18 protein-coding genes and 2 tRNA genes are annotated in these 15179 nt (G+C 46.0%); 9 read left to right on the top strand and 11 right to left on the bottom strand.

Translation table 11 applies throughout. From position 1 onward, the window contains the following. Positions 1–1269, bottom strand: coding sequence for a 3-hexulose-6-phosphate synthase (gene hxlA, locus V7O63_RS04515; protein ID WP_340820792.1), 1269 nt, complete (start codon positions 1267–1269; stop codon positions 1–3). A 109-nt stretch (positions 1270–1378) separates the two neighbouring features. On the opposite strand from hxlA, the gene V7O63_RS04510 reads away from it, so the two are divergent. From V7O63_RS04510 to pyrI, 3 genes are read left to right on the top strand one after another with little or no spacing between them, the layout of a single operon-like run. Then, on the top strand, positions 1379–1831 hold the full coding sequence (locus V7O63_RS04510; protein WP_340820318.1) for a DUF5788 family protein: 453 nt from the start codon (positions 1379–1381) through the stop codon (positions 1829–1831). A gap of 54 nt (positions 1832–1885) precedes the next feature. After that, on the top strand, positions 1886–2812 hold the full coding sequence (gene pyrB / locus V7O63_RS04505) for an aspartate carbamoyltransferase (protein WP_340820317.1): 927 nt from the start codon (positions 1886–1888) through the stop codon (positions 2810–2812). Positions 2813–2817: 5 nt separating this feature from the next. Then, entirely contained in the window at positions 2818–3285 is a 468-nt protein-coding gene (gene pyrI, locus V7O63_RS04500; protein WP_340820791.1) for an aspartate carbamoyltransferase regulatory subunit, read from the top strand. A 227-nt stretch (positions 3286–3512) separates the two neighbouring features. Here the strand turns inward: pyrI and dapB are convergent, their stop codons facing one another. The 4 genes from dapB to V7O63_RS04480 form a co-directional block, all read right to left on the bottom strand. Next, positions 3513–4304 carry a 4-hydroxy-tetrahydrodipicolinate reductase gene (dapB, locus tag V7O63_RS04495; RefSeq protein ID WP_340820316.1) on the bottom strand — a complete coding sequence of 264 codons (792 nt, stop codon included), beginning with the start codon at positions 4302–4304 and terminating at the stop codon, positions 3513–3515. After that, positions 4301–5176 (bottom strand): 4-hydroxy-tetrahydrodipicolinate synthase, encoded by an 876-nt coding sequence (gene dapA / locus V7O63_RS04490; protein WP_340820315.1) that lies wholly within the window; start codon positions 5174–5176, stop codon positions 4301–4303. The genes dapB and dapA overlap by 4 nt, the downstream gene beginning before the upstream one ends. A gap of 25 nt (positions 5177–5201) precedes the next feature. Next, a complete protein-coding gene (locus V7O63_RS04485; protein WP_340820314.1) occupies positions 5202–5396 on the bottom strand; it encodes a 30S ribosomal protein S17e in 195 nt (64 codons plus the stop codon). A gap of 121 nt (positions 5397–5517) precedes the next feature. Further along, on the bottom strand, positions 5518–5805 hold the full coding sequence (locus tag V7O63_RS04480) for a hypothetical protein (protein ID WP_340820313.1): 288 nt from the start codon (positions 5803–5805) through the stop codon (positions 5518–5520). Between the two features lie 113 nt (positions 5806–5918). Here V7O63_RS04480 and dinB point away from each other — a divergent pair, with 113 nt between their 5' ends. Together dinB and V7O63_RS04470 are read left to right on the top strand one after the other, a co-directional pair. Continuing rightward, positions 5919–7007: a DNA polymerase IV gene (gene dinB / locus V7O63_RS04475; protein ID WP_340820312.1), complete on the top strand. Its 1089-nt coding sequence runs from the start codon at positions 5919–5921 to the stop codon at positions 7005–7007. A 419-nt stretch (positions 7008–7426) separates the two neighbouring features. After that, positions 7427–8335, top strand: a complete 909-nt coding sequence (locus tag V7O63_RS04470) for a pirin family protein (RefSeq protein WP_340820311.1) — start codon at positions 7427–7429, stop codon at positions 8333–8335. Between the two features lie 34 nt (positions 8336–8369). Here V7O63_RS04470 and V7O63_RS04465 read toward each other — a convergent pair whose 3' ends face one another. The 6 genes from V7O63_RS04465 to V7O63_RS04440 all read right to left on the bottom strand — a co-directional run bounded on the left by V7O63_RS04465 (position 8370) and on the right by V7O63_RS04440 (position 12313). Next, the gene (locus V7O63_RS04465; protein WP_340820310.1) at positions 8370–8873 is read right to left on the bottom strand and encodes an NTPase; all 504 of its coding nucleotides are present in this window, start codon (positions 8871–8873) and stop codon (positions 8370–8372) included. An 83-nt stretch (positions 8874–8956) separates the two neighbouring features. After that, positions 8957–9241, bottom strand: a complete 285-nt coding sequence (locus V7O63_RS04460; RefSeq protein ID WP_340820309.1) for a hypothetical protein — start codon at positions 9239–9241, stop codon at positions 8957–8959. 163 nt (positions 9242–9404) lie between these two features. After that, on the bottom strand, positions 9405–10151 hold the full coding sequence (locus V7O63_RS04455) for a heparan-alpha-glucosaminide N-acetyltransferase (RefSeq protein ID WP_340820308.1): 747 nt from the start codon (positions 10149–10151) through the stop codon (positions 9405–9407). Between the two features lie 36 nt (positions 10152–10187). Then, a complete protein-coding gene (locus V7O63_RS04450; protein ID WP_340820307.1) occupies positions 10188–10649 on the bottom strand; it encodes a Zn-ribbon domain-containing protein in 462 nt (153 codons plus the stop codon). A 74-nt stretch (positions 10650–10723) separates the two neighbouring features. Continuing rightward, positions 10724–11599, bottom strand: coding sequence for an S-methyl-5'-thioadenosine phosphorylase (gene mtnP / locus V7O63_RS04445; RefSeq protein ID WP_340820306.1), 876 nt, complete (start codon positions 11597–11599; stop codon positions 10724–10726). A gap of 15 nt (positions 11600–11614) precedes the next feature. Further along, positions 11615–12313 carry a phosphoribosyltransferase gene (locus tag V7O63_RS04440; protein WP_340820305.1) on the bottom strand — a complete coding sequence of 233 codons (699 nt, stop codon included), beginning with the start codon at positions 12311–12313 and terminating at the stop codon, positions 11615–11617. 236 nt (positions 12314–12549) lie between these two features. Here V7O63_RS04440 and V7O63_RS04435 point away from each other — a divergent pair, with 236 nt between their 5' ends. The 4 genes from V7O63_RS04435 to V7O63_RS04420 all read left to right on the top strand — a co-directional run bounded on the left by V7O63_RS04435 (position 12550) and on the right by V7O63_RS04420 (position 15075). Next, positions 12550–13659 (top strand): transposase, encoded by a 1110-nt coding sequence (locus V7O63_RS04435; RefSeq protein WP_340817689.1) that lies wholly within the window; start codon positions 12550–12552, stop codon positions 13657–13659. 144 nt (positions 13660–13803) lie between these two features. Continuing rightward, a tRNA-Met gene (locus tag V7O63_RS04430) sits at positions 13804–13878 on the top strand. Between the two features lie 130 nt (positions 13879–14008). Further along, positions 14009–14083, top strand: a tRNA-Met gene (locus V7O63_RS04425). Positions 14084–14238: 155 nt separating this feature from the next. Then, positions 14239–15075, top strand: coding sequence for a DMT family transporter (locus tag V7O63_RS04420; RefSeq protein WP_340820304.1), 837 nt, complete (start codon positions 14239–14241; stop codon positions 15073–15075). The last annotated feature ends 104 nt before the right edge of the window (positions 15076–15179 follow it).

Here is a 15179-nt window from a genome sequence, read left to right as displayed (position 1 = left end):
TCAGTGTTTCTCCCATTTCTTAAGTTTCATGACCTCTGACAGGGTAGAACCCCTGCGGATCTCCTCGAAAAGGCGCAGCTCGGTCTTTTCAACCTCCTTCGCACGCCTTGCGATCTCATAGGCACGTTCTTTCGGTATTACCACAACACCGTTGTCATCGCCTACTATATAGTCCCCCGGCCTTACAGTCTGATTCCCGCAGACGATCTCAGAGTTGATCTCACCAAAACCTTTTGGTTCGCCTGCATTGGGAACATTACATGTGGCAAAGACAGGCAGGTCCATGTTACGGATATCATCGATATCCCTGACCGCACCGTCTATGACAACGCCGGCAACGCCTTTGTTCAACGCACTCAATGTTGCAAGGCCGCCCCATGGAGCCACATGCCTGCTGCCGTTATAGATGACAATGACATCTCCTTCCTTCGCCTCATCGATAGCTTCCACAGCCTTGGCCCAGTCACCCTTGAAGGTCTGGACCGTGACCGCCGTACCAACCATCCTCTTTCCGGGAAGCATCGAGTAGATCTCCTGCATGGCACCTTTACGGTGCATGGCATCGGAAATGTTCGATGTCGATATCCCTTCAAGGATCCTGCGGATATCCTCATCCACGGACCGCTTAACCACTGGTGCGCTTGAGGGAGAATCCACACTTTCCCTGATCGCCTTTGCTGAGGCAGTCACATCGGCCGAGCGGACGATGTTCCCACCAACTATCACTATGTCAGCGCCTGCAGATACGGCCTCTGAGCAGGATGCGGCATCAAGACCGCCTGCTACAGCAACAGGGATGGTCACCCTGCTGACGATCTGCTTCATAAGTGAAAGTGAATCCTGACCTGTCATCTGCTGGTCGATCCCTGCGTGAACATTGATGTAATCCACACCAAGCTGCTCCAGCTCCACACTACGGGAGACAGGATCTGCGGCAGATATGAGGTCAGCCATTATCCTTACTCCATATTTCTTTGCAGCACGTACTGATTCCTGTATGGTGGAATCGTCCGCACTGGCGAGTATGACCACGATATCGGCACCGGCCTTTGCTCCCATTTCCACTTCCATGGCACCGGTGTCAGCGATCTTCATGTCCGCGACTATGGTCCTTTCAGGAAAAGCCTCACTGAGCTTCCTTACGGCATCCATGCCCTCACTTTTGATAAGAGGGGTTCCGGCCTCAAGCCAGTCAACTCCCCCTTCTACTGATTCCTTTGCTATCTGTATTGCCCTGTCCGTTTCCAGAAGGTCCAGAGCTACCTGAATGATTGGTCTTATAAGATCACCTTTGGATATACTTACACTACTAAAATACTTGAAAACCTATAAATTTAATCACGGGAAAAATGTAACTATAGACAAAAAGGCTGGGAAAATGGAAGATATAGAAGAGATATCCGAGCAGGAAAGACAGAAGTTGCTTAACAGACTCCATAAGAGCCTGTTCTGGGTAGGAGAGGCCATACCCCGGAAAGTGAGGATCGAAGGAAAGGATGTAGACCTTCATGAGATAGTCTGGGAGATAGTCAACAGACCAAAACTGAACAAGGATGAACTGGATAATATTGACCAGTTTTTGGAAATGCTCTGTGAGAAGGAAAGAGAATACGAAGAGCGTCTTGAAACCGAGCCTTTGAGCTGTGAGCAGGCAAAGGCCCTATTTGACAAGGCAGCCGGTGTCAGGAGAGCCATGATGGACCTCAAAGAACTGACGACCCCCTCTAAGAGAAAGGCTATTTTCAAGAACAGGCACATATGCGAAGATGTAGACACAGAGAAGTGGGACGAGCTTGCAGATAAAATAAAGAAAAGAGGCTGTCAGTTCTGATCAGAGACTGATGTCAGGCAAATATTATATTCCATGCAATTCCTTTTGTAGTCGATGAATTTCAAGGACAACCATATCATTTCGACAAGGGACCTCTCCAGGGAAATGATCGACCACATCCTCGATACCGCTGAAAGGATGGAACCGATCGCACGTGGGGAACAGAGGTCGGACCTGCTTTCCGGCAAGATCCTTGCTATACTTTTCTTTGAACCAAGCACAAGGACAAGGATGTCCTTTGAGACAGCGATGTTAAGACTTGGCGGGGATGTACTTAATCTGGGATCGATAGATGCGAGTTCCATAGCAAAGGGAGAGACACTGGCAGATACGGTCCGGGTTGTCGATGGATATGTCGATGCCATCGTGTTACGCCACCCTAAAGAAGGGGCTGCACTGCTTGCATCGGAGTTCTCCGGAGTACCCGTACTTAATGCAGGAGACGGGGCCGGCCACCATCCTACACAGACACTCCTTGACCTTTATACGATAAGGCGTGAGAGCCAACTTGACGGCCTGAAGATAGCTCTTGCAGGTGACCTGAAATACGGAAGGACCGTTCACTCACTATGTTATGCACTGTCACTCTACGGAGCACAGATCACACTCATCTCACCAAAGGAACTGCGTATGCCGGAAGAGATAGTCAATGACATTGCTGCAAGGGGTGCGGTGATCACAGAAAGCGACTCGATCGAGGAAGCCATTGCTGATGTCGATGTGCTCTACATGACCCGCATACAGAAAGAAAGGTTCCCGGATCCTGCTGAATATCGTAAGGTTGCCAATAAACTGAAGATAACAATGGAAACGCTGAAGAATGCAAGACCGGAACTGAAGATCATGCATCCGCTACCCAGAGTGAACGAGATAGATACAGAGATAGATGATACACCCCATGCATGCTATTTCAAACAGGCATTCTACGGAGTACCGGTGCGAATGGCACTCCTGGGACTAGTACTGGGGGCGATAGAATGAGCGATATGGTAAAGGAGACTGAACTGAGGGTCCGCAGGATCAAGAACGGAACCGTCATTGACCATATAACCGCAGGCAGGGCACTGAATGTCCTGAAGATACTGGGACTTCCAGATTCCTCTGAAGGTGTTGTGAGCGTGCTGATAAATTCCCATGGGAAGTACGGGAAGAAGGATGTCGTCAAGATAGAGAACCGTGAGCTTAAGGTAGAGGAAGTGGACAGGATCGCACTTATCGCACCAAACGCAACGATCAACATCATACGTGACTTCAAAGTCATCCAGAAGAAGAAGGTACACATACCATCCTTTGTCGAGGGTGTTGTCGGGTGCATAAACCCTAATTGTATATCCAACAGTAACGAACCTATCACATCAAAGTTCAAAGTAAGCACCGAAGACACTGACATTAAACTGAGATGTTCCTATTGCGGCCGGGTGATCTCCGAGAATATTGCAGAGCATTTGCTATAGGATCGTCAAAAAATAAAAAGGAAGAAATGTCTGGAGGTTTTTGGAGGTAGTGTTGGAGGCGTAGCAATGGTATTGACAACTCACATACTACAATCCATAATATATTCTGACAAATATATATAATTCATGACCACCGATATTCTTAAATTAACAGAGATTATGCGCACACGTAACTAATAGTACGACACAAATGAACACATGTTGTTCAAAAAAAAAGGGTTTGGACTTTAAAGCCCGAGAATATCCTGCATAGTATAAAGGCCAGGTTCTGCATTACCGATCCATGCAGCTGCCTTCACCGCACCGCCTGCGAATGCCTGTCTTGAATGTGCCTGGTGTTTTATCTCTATCCTCTCACCATCTCCGGCAAAGAGAACTGTATGATCACCGACAATGTCACCGCCACGGACAGCGTGTATGCCTATCTCCTTTCCACGTGGTGCCATGCCTTCACGTCCGTAGACGTATTCCTTGCCACCAAGAGCCTCACTGATAACCTCGGCCGCTCCTTTTGCAGTACCGCTTGGAGCATCTTTCTTCTGATTATGGTGGGCTTCGATTATCTCTATGTCCATCTCACCGAGATACTTTGCAGCTTCCCCGAGTATCTTGAAGAACACGTTCACACCAACGGAATAGTTGGGTGAGATTATACCTGATACTCCATTCTCAAGGATCGCATCCTCTATGGTCTTTTTCTGTTCAGGTGAAAGACCTGTTGTACCGATCACAAGGTCGACACCTGCTGCTGCTGCCCTCGGAGCATTCTCTGCAGTTGCGTTAGCGATCGTAAAATCAATAAGTAATTGAGTGCCGCTATCCTTCAGGACTGATTCCATATCATCCACTGAGGATATCGGTACATTCAAAGTACCGACCTGAGCTACCTCGCCAATATCCTTGCCTATGTTCGCAATATCAAATGCTGATGTCAGACAGGTATCCTCTGACCTGAGAATATTATCTATGAGGAGCCTACCCATCCTTCCTGATGCACCTGTAACACCGACGTTTATCATGCTATGCACCCCAGCTTGCGAAGAGCATTCTCCAGTGTGACACTGTTCTCTTCACTAAGAGGTGCGAGTGGAAGCCTCATTGTACCGGCTGAAAGACCCATAAGCTCTACTGCACGCTTTACAGGGATCGGGTTGGTCTCTGTGAACAATGCACGTATGAGTGGAGCCATCTTGAAATGGAGCTTTCTTGCCGTTGCAAGGTCTCCGGCATTCACAGCATTGTACATCTCCACCATCATTTCAGGAACGATGTTGGCAACCACAGATATAACACCGGAACCACCCATGGCCAGTATCGGGAACGTGAGACCGTCCTCGCCTGAGAGAACCTCGAAGTCCTCATCCATGGTCTGTTCAAGTATCTGTGATACTTTTCCAAGGTCGCCGCTTGCTTCCTTTATAGCAACGATGTTATCTACCTTTGAAAGCTCCATGATCACTTCCAGAGGCATATTCTGTCCCGTACGGGAAGGGACATTGTATAGTATGATAGGTATGTCCGCAGACTCCGCTATCTTTTTAAAATGAGCAATAAGCCCGGCATTGTTGGGCTTGATATAATAGGGGGTGATTATGAGAGCGCCATCAGCTCCCGCGTCCGCAGCGTGTTTAGTGAGTTCTACTGCTTCATCAGTGTTGTTAGAACCTGTACCGGCAACAACAGGAACCTTCGCATGATCTATACAAAGGTTGATCAGTTCTTTGTGCTCCCCGGTTGACAGGGTAGCAGATTCACCGGTCGTACCACAGACAACAACTCCGGAAACGCCACCTTCCTCAACATGGTCGACAACACCTCTGAAACTTTCCTTGTCGATCGAACCATCGTTTGAGAATGGCGTTACAAGAGCAGGTAAAACTCCTTCGAACATGGGAACATCCCCTCTCCAGAAAAACTTACTCTATTGGCCTGTGTGTCATCTTTCTTGTAACGTAACCTGCTACACGGTTCCTGATAACCTTACTCTCGATGGTTGTGTACTTTGTTACAAGGTGCTTGTTGGTGTCGAAGTCTGTTGTGAATACATCACCGTGGTTTTCTGCTAAGCGAATTGCGATTCTCTTGATGTTTGATTGTCTAATATTTCCCATGATAATTCTCCATTATGATATTCATTATAAGATGAAACTCTATAATAGTAGCTGTTCGGGTATAATAAAGACCCTTACATTTATACCTTTTGGACTACTGGAACTGCATCAGAAGTCATTATTATATATCAGTCTTTCCCAGCAGACGGTCCATCATCTTCGCATCTTTGAAAACAGGCTCCCTGCTTCCTTTTTGATTTACGAACAGGGCAATGAGTACCATCAGAAGTCCGAAGTTCGGATTCATGTATGTCAGGACAATACCAATAAGGACGATCGTTGACGCAAGGATACCTTTGATAGCTCCCTTACGATAGGACTGGAACCTTGTTCTTTTATAGATACGTATATCCCTCAAGGTCAGGAAAAGAACAACAACATACGCCAGCATGGCAATATACTCGTACATACCTGCATCTACTCCTTTATCAATAGTCGTTCAAGGTCAGTATCTTATATCAGGGTTCCGCAGATGGACAGCAGGCATAATTAGATAAATCCCCGAATATACATAAGCATCAAATGAAAAACTCTGTCAGGGAAAGGATCACACTGCATCTTGACATGGATAGTTTCTACTCTTCGGTGGAAGTTAGGGACAAAACGGAACTGGAAGGCATGCCCGTGGTAGTTGGCTCCGACCCAAAAGGAGGAAGTGGCAGAGGAGTCGTCAGCACCTGCTCATACCAGGCAAGGGAATTCGGGTTACATTCCGGCATGCCAATATCGAAGGCATACAGACTCTGCCCTGATGCTGCATACCTCAAAGTGAACATGAAGCTCTACAAGCAGGTATCCTCGGAGATCATGAATACCATACGGATATTCGCTGACAAATTCCAGCAGGTCAGTGTGGATGAGGCATATCTCGACATCGGTGACTCGATAGACGATTACGAGTCTGCCACATTGCTTGCAAAGAAGATAAAGAGCGAGGTCAAACGTCTTCACGGGCTCACATGCTCTATTGGCGTTGCCCCCAACAAGGTCATCGCAAAGATAGCCTCGGACTTCGACAAACCGGATGGCCTTACTGTTGTCAGGCCGGAAGATGTGCAGGATTTTCTCTTCCCACTGCACATATCGAAGATTCCCGGGATCGGCAAGAAAACACAACCAATCCTAAAGGACATGGGAATCGAGAACGTTGGACAGCTCGCGACATGTGATGTCCAGCTCCTTATCGCAAAGTTCGGCAAGTTCGGCGTTGTAATGCACCAGCTTGCCAATGGAATCGATATGAGAGAGGTAAAGGAGCGGGAGGAGGTCAAGTCCGTGAGCACGGAGGATACCTTCGATGAGGACATCTCCGACCCCGAGACCATTGGAAAAGCCTTTGCCGAACTCACGGAGAAGGTCCATGCCTCGATGATGAAGAAACGTTTCCGTTTCAGGACAGTGACGATCAAGGTCCGTTTTGAGGATTTCAGGACATACACAAGGGCAAAGACCCTCACCGCAGCCACCACTGACAAGGACACCATCCGAAGAACTGCACTTATCCTGATGGAGGAGTTCATTGGAAAGGGCAGGTTCAGGTTGCTTGGAGTGGGAGTGACGAAACTTGAGAAGATAGACGAGAGACAGACCTTTTTGAGTGATTTTGTTTGACCGTACAGCTCCGTAGAGATCTTGTCAATTCCAGCTTTGAATTCAACACCTATCAATTCCGAATAAAACCAATTGGTTTCAATTAGTGGAAATGGAACGTGCCGCCTGCGGCGGGTGGTTGTACTGTTCATTGTTCCCAAATAATCTTTTGCAGAACTATCATAAACACAAAGATACGATGGACAATAGTTTTGCTAACCGGAAGCCATGAATAACTGCAACCATCCCGAAGGGTCCGGCGAAGCCGGCACAATCCGAAAAGATGAAAAATAATTGATTGACTTGTTGATTGACTTAAATTTATCTCTGTATTCAAATTAGGATTCCTACAGAGCCGATCTTGCAGCTATAATTACAGAACTACACCTCCACTAAAAATGCTTAATACTTCCTGATGACAATATTCTATGGGGAGAATTATGGGGAATATCAGAAAGATACGCAAGATACTGAAGAGTATGCCTACTGTGGAAGGAGCGGGAGTACACCTGAAGAGAGCATTCGGATTCAATCACGTACCGGAACTTGACCCGTTCCTGTTACTGGACGACTTCCACTCGAACGACCCGAAGAAATACATCATGGGTTTCCCCTGGCACCCTCACAAAGGGATCGAGACCATAACATACGTGCTTCAGGGGAATGTGGAACACGGAGACAGCATGGGCAATAAAGGAGCCACAGGTCCCGGAGATGTGCAATGGATGACCGCAGGCAGTGGCATAATCCATCAGGAGATGCCAAAAGGCGATGCTGATAAGAACCTCTGGGGATTCCAGTTATGGGCAAACCTGCCTGCATCCCATAAGATGATGGACCCTCGCTACCAGGAAGTGAAGAGCGACCAGATACCCGAGATTACCAGAGACAACGGAATACGTATCAAGATAATCTGCGGCAGCATAGATGGAGTTCAGGGACCTGTCACGGACATAGTCACAGACCCGGAATACTTCGACATAGAAGTACCTGCAGATACCTCTTTTGAATACCCTACAAAGCCCGGTTACACCGTACTGGCCTATGTGATAGAAGGAGAAGGATGCTTCGACCCCGGAAACGACCAGTATTCATACGAAATTGACGGAGCAAAGTACTTCGACCTCGAGAGCGGTTCTGGACCGGATATCGGAAAAGAGAATCTCATCATGTTCGACGACGGTGACAGCATAGTTGTCAGAGCCGGCAAAGATGGCGTCCGTTTCCTGCTGATGACCGGAAAGCCGATAGGCGAACCAGTTGCCTGGTACGGACCTGTTGTCATGAACACGCAGGAAGAATTGCAACAGGCTTTTGAGGATTACAGGAACGGGACTTTTGTGAAATGAGAGGATGAGACATATTCTTCCTTTTTATTCTGCCCTATTCAAACATCTCGACTATCCCCTCTGGCAGATCGTCCCTGTTATTTTCATCAACAACAATAACCTCGAACTCCTCCCTTATTCTCTGTGCCAGCGGATGTGTGCTTGACCTGTGAAGCACAGCAAGTACAGGCCTGTCAGAATCCAGCACATCCTCAACGGCCCGAATGAAGTCCTCAGACCTGAGTTCCATAGGCCCTACCTCGTCTATGACCACAATATCACAATCAAGGGCATTCCTGATTGCTTTAGTACCTATACCATCAAGGTCCGTAAGGTTCACATGGTACTTCCCATGTTTCGGACCGGTACATCTGACATGACTCAGGATGCCTTTCCTGCCAGAAGAGATATCTTCTATCGAAAAGCCCTGTCGTTTGCCATGAACAAGTATCTCTGCAGTCCTGATACCACAGGCTTTTAGATCAAGTTTTTCCACAGCCCTTGCTACTACAGTCGATTTGCCTACGCCTGGTTTTCCAGTTACAGCTATTCGACGCATCCGGGATCACCTTTGCTGATCAACATCAAGAATTACAAACAGATAACCAGGGAGTCGATCTCAGCCATTATCATTGATCCCGATCAGACCATTACGTCTTCTATTTTGTCCAGGAAGATAATCTCTGGTTTGCTGATCACACCCACTTCTTCCATTTTCTGCTTTAACTCTGCAGATCCAGTGAACTTACGTGCATTCTCAATAGTATCCCACTCTAAAAGGATTGCCAGAGAATTTGGATCATCTGAAGTGCGGAAAAGCATTCCACCTTTGGAACCACTCGTCTTTCGTGTGGAACCGTGCTCGTCAAATCCTGGTTTCCATTTGGAAAAATCTTCGACTACATGCCTGATAAGTACATATACCATTGTTTATAACCCCAATAATCATCTGGCTTACAGGTATATAGTGGTTTACAGTCAAAATAAGATCATCCCTTAACAGAAACCTTTGTTAGAATCCGTTGCCTCTGAACCTGTTCTTAGAATTCTTTAAACACTAATAGCCCCTACAGACACAGAATACGTCCATTCAGATCGAAATAAACAAAAACAATATCCCAACGATCACAGGCTGATGCACCAGATAGATTAGCAATGACCTCTTCCCCAGATAGCCAAGCACCCTCACAACAGCATTCTCCCCGCAATTACACATCCTGAAACTACGCCTATAGTCTGGATAAAGGCTGTTCCCTGCAAAGATACCCAGAAGGACAAGACCGAACCATGGAACCAGAGGGAAGTAATCGAGGGTATAGAATCCATGCGGTTTGATGCCGAGCCAGAGAAGCCAGGGGATATCTGCATAGGCACTATCCATAAAGATATGTGCAGACAGGAAAAACAGACCCAGAACAAGGTTCAATTTCCTGTATCTCAGGAATGGATATGCAAGGATGATAGAGACACCTATCAGATGCAGTATCCCGAAATAGATAGTACCTCGTTCAAGGAAAGTGGCTGTTACAACTGTGATGACAAGACCCCAGCCGAATATACCTGCACCTCTTTTGAGATTATGAATCAAGATCGCTTTTTTATCCTTACCTGACAGGGATGCCTTTGAATAGCTCAGCGTAAGGGAAACACCGACAAGGAAAATAAAAAGGATCGCAGCACTTCTGCCTGTCACCAGAAGAATGCCGGAATGCATATTGAATTCATGGATACCCAGAAAATCAAGATCGAAAAAGAAATGGTAGGTCACCATCAGAAGGATAGCAATACCGCGGAAGGCATCAACTTCAAAGAATCGTTCTCTGGGAATCGTATCCATTGCATGCCCCGGAAAAGATGAAGAGTATTAATTCTTCTATTTCTTCTTTTTCTTGTCCTTCTTCTCCCTGTTCTCCTTGAAAACAGAACCAAGATGGAGAGCATAGGCACCATCCTCTTTGATGGCCATGACGATCTCCTTGCGGTCAAGCAGGGAATCGAGGTTCAGTTCATACGAACCAGGACCAAGTATACGCACGGATTCGACCCTTTCGCCTTCCTCCTCAGTTACACTGGGTTCCTTGTCCTCGACACCGATAATGTCATCGATCTCACGGATGATGGCTTCGGATGACTCATCATCTGCTTTCTCATGCGAGGTCTCATCGATGATGTGCTCTTCTCCTTCAGTGCCCACAGCATCTTCAGGAGCAGGTTTCTCAACTTCCTCATCCTTTACATAGAGGAACTTGTTCCAGCCACAATTAGGGCATCCGCTAAGTATTACTGAAGCACCGTCTACAAAGATAGATTCGCATCGTGTACACTTATGAGGCATTGGTCCACCGAATTAAATAAGCATCATGATATATTAAAACACTTGCGATAAGCCTGTAACTGATAGCAGGCTCATCAGTCCTCAAGATACCTTCCTATCAAAGGATCAAGACGTCTTTTTGTCTCATATGGTATCATTGACTGGTCTGTCGTGATAGCACCCATGAGGGCATCCTTGCACATACAGTTCTGTTCAAGACTGAGCTTGTCCAGTGTTGACACGATGATATCCTTCACAGCAGCCTCGTTCTTCATTGCATTCTCAATGATAGCCTCTATGGTGACATCTTCCTCATACCATACATCGTAATCTGTGACCGTGGCGATCATGGAGTAGCATATCTCGGCCTCACGGGCAAGCTTTGCCTCCGGGATAGCGGTCATTCCGATTATGTCAAAACCCAATGCCTGATATACCCGGGACTCAGCACGTGTGGAGAACTGAGGACCCTCCATACAGACATAGGTACCGCCTTCCTTGACACTGTAACCCTTTGAACTTGCAACGTCCACTATGGTCTTTGATGTCTCCGGACAGAACGGGTCAGCGAATCCCATGTGGACCACGATCCCATCCTCGAAGAATGTTGATGGCCTGGACTTCGTACGGTCATAGATCTGGTCCGGGATGACGATGTCCAGAGGCTTGAACTCCTCCTTGAGACTTCCAACCGCAGATGCTGCGATTATGCGCTTGACACCGAGCTTCTTGAGAGCGAAGATGTTAGCCCTTGAGTTCAGTTCGGATGGAGATATCCTGTGGCCTGCACCATGTCTTGGAAGGAAACATACTGTAACATTACCATGTTCTCCGATTGTGATCGAATCGGATGGCTTTCCGAAAGGGGTATCGATATCCACTTCACGGACATTATCCAGCATATTGGTATCATAGATACCACTCCCACCTATTATTGCGATGTCAGCTTTAGCTTTGATGTTTTCCTGCATTGTTCCACCATTCGTCTAAGCGAGTTTCCAGTACTGTTTTCCATCCTCGTTCACAGAGCACACGACTCCCCTGCGGTGCATCTCTTCCATTATCTCAGGAAGCCTGCCAGGCTGGGCGATCTCGAATGAGAACGAGTCAAGTGAATGATACATGTAAAGACCGTGTCTGATAGCAGCGACATCCCAGAGTTCCTTATCCTCTTTTGTCATGAGTGTTGAGATCAGATCGATCATGTCCTCGATGAAGTTCCATGGGAAGACCACCCATGCCCACTCTTCAAGACGCTCACCGACAAAATCCGGGTCATATTCAGAAGAATCCAGATACTGAAGAGCTGCTGTTCTCACTTCTGCAGGTTCCTGCTCGTTCACATATTCGATGGAATGCATCAGGCTCTTTCCTGTGTCAGCGATATCGTCAACGATAAGGATCTTCTTTCCTGCAACAGCGTTATCAGCAAGAGGATACCTGATCAGTGGTTCATCACCTGCGAGTGCGGTTCCGAGGTAGTGCTCGATCTTCAGGCTTGTAAGATCATCAAGACCCAGGAAATCACAGAGCACACGTCCTGCGAACCATCCACCTCTTGCAAGGGCGACTATCATATCAGGTTCATACCCTGAAGCTTTCACTTCATTTGCAACTTCCCTGCACAGGTCGTAGATGTAGTCCCAGTTCGTAACAACACATTTGAATTTATCAGGTAAGGCCATTCTTTGTCTCTCCAATGCATATATGATCAGTAAACAGATGAGTCAATCGAGTCACTTCATATTTAGACAGATAAGAGATATATTTTTGCTATAATTAATTTTGTGTATAGCGGAGTCCATCAAATTAGAATTTTGACTTAAAAGCTTACCTCTTTTTTCTTTAAGACCTCGCCCCCCCCAAAAAAAAAACAGTAGCTAGGTCAATAGATTCATATAGTATAAATTTGGCCAGTCTCATGGAGGATATTTGTACTGTGTATAAAGGAGTCCTCTTTGAGGACTCCATTCGAAACTACGTTGGTAAAGATAATGTGTCAATTTGCCGGTTGCTACATTCTCTTAATATCGATGATATCGCACAGCATGTTGAAAACAACTACTATTCCAATAAAGACTGGCATTTCAAGTATCGTGTTTCTTCTATGATAAAACTCACCATTGTCATGTGTTTCAGAAAACTCTCATTTGACAAAACTATCTCATCGCTAACAGATGAAGAAGCTCTGCTTCTTCGTTTTGTTAATACGAACGATGATATTTCAATGCCAACTGGAGCAACACTTCACCACTTTGTGAAATACAGGTTAGGAGAAAATGGATTCCGGGAAATAATGCAAAAAGTAGCTTCGAGAATACTAGATCTAACATCTTCAAAGGACCTAAAAACAGATTCAACACCTATTGAAGCTTCTAGGTACGACAAGCATAGTGATTATAATCCGCATTATAACTGTAAAATGGATAAAGCGCATATCACATTAATCGGAACTTGTCCATTGTACATGACGTATACAAAGGGACTGGCACATGATTCTCCACAACTGGAACAGCATATTGAGTTCTTGAAAAGATTGAATCCTGAAGTTGATTCATATGCTTTGGATGGTGCATATGATTCATTCACTAACTACGCAGATATCTGGAATGATCTTAATGTGAATCCTACAATATCCCTTCCTTCTGATGCTGTTGTCAGTGAGGAAGGAAGAATAGAGAGAATCAATCATTGGATGAACAAGATGTGGAAAAGTGGGGGAGACCCCCACTTTCCACTTAACAGAAAATTGAAGTTCCTCTACAAACATGGAAGGTCAAAGCAAGTTGGAATGTATCTAAGAAATCAGAACATGGAGGATGCAGAATTCCAGAAGAAAAAAGGGACAAGACAAGATTGTGAAAGGTTTCACAAGCATGTGAAGCATATTCTCAAATTTGATGTTAGATCAATCAGAAAAGGAAGCAGAGAACTCTATGTTACCATGAACTTTGTTGTTTATCAATTGATGCTGATTGCAAATTTGCAAAACAAGGTCAAAAATCCAAATTCATTTGCAAATTATGTGTGAGAAAAAGCTTGTCAAATTAGAATGGAGAAAAAGATGAGCTAATTTGATAATCTCATAGCGAAAACACACGCATGTACGCAACATTTATCTACAATGGAATCGTTTGAGGGGGAGTACCCTTCCAAAATCAACAGCAATCTCCGAAGCGGGGTGGGGTAGCCAGGAGATCCCGACGGGCTCATAACCCGTAGACCGATAGTTCGAATCTATCCCCCGCTACTTTGCTAACTTTAACATCACGATTTTAATCTACTTATTGATTAGTTTGTTAGAGGCGTATTTTGGAAATATGCATATATAGTATTGCAGACATAGAAAGATTGCACTCTCAACTAACATAAACATCCGAAGCGGGGTGGGGTAGCCAGGAGATCCCGACGGGCTCATAACCCGTAGACCGATAGTTCGAATCTATCCCCCGCTACTTTTCTAATTAAGGTCTGATATCGATCGAACATCTGGCATTCTATTCCAATCTTATATCCAGCCTTGAGCTTTGTTGCTGACCGTCGACACAAATAGCAACGTTATTTAATACTTTCACCTGATAGATCATTAAAACGATCGATGAGTGATTAGATGGAACTATCTGTTATTCTATTCGGGCTTGCAGCCGCACTTTGCTGGGGATCTGCTGATTTTAGTGGAGGAGTTGCAAGTAAACGTAACGGAGCAATGATAGTCGTAGTCATCTCCCAGATCACCGGAATCATTCTTCTTGCTTCGTATGCAACAATTTCAGGAGAGAACATACCTTCCGGAAATGACATCATGTGGAGTGTTCTGGCAGGACTGGCAGGCGGTGCAGGACTTGTAGCCCTGTACCATGCGCTTGCAACTGAGAAAATGGGAATCGTGGGACCTATCACAGCGGTCGGGAGTGCCATGGTCCCGATGATATTCGGGTCGTTGACCGAAGGATTACCATCCGTCAGCCAGATCACAGGATTCGCCTTTGCGTTTGCAGGAGTCTGGCTTATCACAAGAGGCGAGAGCGAACAGAGCATGGAACTGAAAAGACTTAGATTCCCGGTGATAGCAGGCACAGGTTTCGGTCTTTTCATGATACTTATCGACCAGGTACAGGGCACCGAGGTCTTCTGGCCACTGGTGGGATCAAGGTCAGCAGCAGCGATACTCACATTCTGTATGATACTCTACACAGGCAGAAAACTGAGGACATCCGGGATAGAGCTCCTGCCATTCATACTTCTTGCAGGTTTCCTCGACACTGGAGGGAACGTATTCTACGTGCTTGCTGCAAGGTCCGGTAGACTGGATGTTGCAGCCATCCTGACATCGATGTACCCTGCCATAACCGTGCTGCTGGCATGGATACTTTTGAAAGAGAGGCTAAGCAGAAGACAGTGGACAGGAGTATTCGCAGTCATGGTGGCAGTGGTACTGATTGCATGAAGACCATATCATTTGGTAGTTATGTCTTATCATTACTATTATTACTGCATTCACAACAGAATTAAATATGAACTCCCCATTTAATACAACAAAAAGAGAGAACT

The organism is Methanolobus sp. WCC4 (assembly GCF_038022665.1).
Classification (GTDB): domain Archaea; phylum Halobacteriota; class Methanosarcinia; order Methanosarcinales; family Methanosarcinaceae; genus Methanolobus.
Note: the sequence above shows the minus strand (reverse complement) of the source record. Positions and strands in the feature narration are given on the sequence as shown.

Coding starts and splice junctions, on each gene's coding strand:
- V7O63_RS04460 (WP_340820309.1), bottom strand. CDS start 9,241: ATGGTATATGTACTTATCAGGCATGTAGTCGAAGATTTTTCCAAATGG.
- V7O63_RS04440 (WP_340820305.1), bottom strand. CDS start 12,313: ATGGCCTTACCTGATAAATTCAAATGTGTTGTTACGAACTGGGACTAC.
- dapA (WP_340820315.1), bottom strand. CDS start 5,176: ATGTTCGAAGGAGTTTTACCTGCTCTTGTAACGCCATTCTCAAACGAT.
- V7O63_RS04485 (WP_340820314.1), bottom strand. CDS start 5,396: ATGGGAAATATTAGACAATCAAACATCAAGAGAATCGCAATTCGCTTA.
- V7O63_RS04435 (WP_340817689.1), top strand. CDS start 12,550: ATGGAGGATATTTGTACTGTGTATAAAGGAGTCCTCTTTGAGGACTCC.
- mtnP (WP_340820306.1), bottom strand. CDS start 11,599: ATGCAGGAAAACATCAAAGCTAAAGCTGACATCGCAATAATAGGTGGG.
- V7O63_RS04450 (WP_340820307.1), bottom strand. CDS start 10,649: ATGCCTCATAAGTGTACACGATGCGAATCTATCTTTGTAGACGGTGCT.
- V7O63_RS04420 (WP_340820304.1), top strand. CDS start 14,239: ATGGAACTATCTGTTATTCTATTCGGGCTTGCAGCCGCACTTTGCTGG.
- V7O63_RS04455 (WP_340820308.1), bottom strand. CDS start 10,151: ATGGATACGATTCCCAGAGAACGATTCTTTGAAGTTGATGCCTTCCGC.
- pyrB (WP_340820317.1), top strand. CDS start 1,886: ATGAATTTCAAGGACAACCATATCATTTCGACAAGGGACCTCTCCAGG.
- pyrI (WP_340820791.1), top strand. CDS start 2,818: ATGGTAAAGGAGACTGAACTGAGGGTCCGCAGGATCAAGAACGGAACC.
- V7O63_RS04510 (WP_340820318.1), top strand. CDS start 1,379: ATGGAAGATATAGAAGAGATATCCGAGCAGGAAAGACAGAAGTTGCTT.
- dinB (WP_340820312.1), top strand. CDS start 5,919: ATGAAAAACTCTGTCAGGGAAAGGATCACACTGCATCTTGACATGGAT.
- V7O63_RS04465 (WP_340820310.1), bottom strand. CDS start 8,873: ATGCGTCGAATAGCTGTAACTGGAAAACCAGGCGTAGGCAAATCGACT.
- V7O63_RS04480 (WP_340820313.1), bottom strand. CDS start 5,805: ATGTACGAGTATATTGCCATGCTGGCGTATGTTGTTGTTCTTTTCCTG.
- V7O63_RS04470 (WP_340820311.1), top strand. CDS start 7,427: ATGGGGAATATCAGAAAGATACGCAAGATACTGAAGAGTATGCCTACT.
- dapB (WP_340820316.1), bottom strand. CDS start 4,304: ATGATAAACGTCGGTGTTACAGGTGCATCAGGAAGGATGGGTAGGCTC.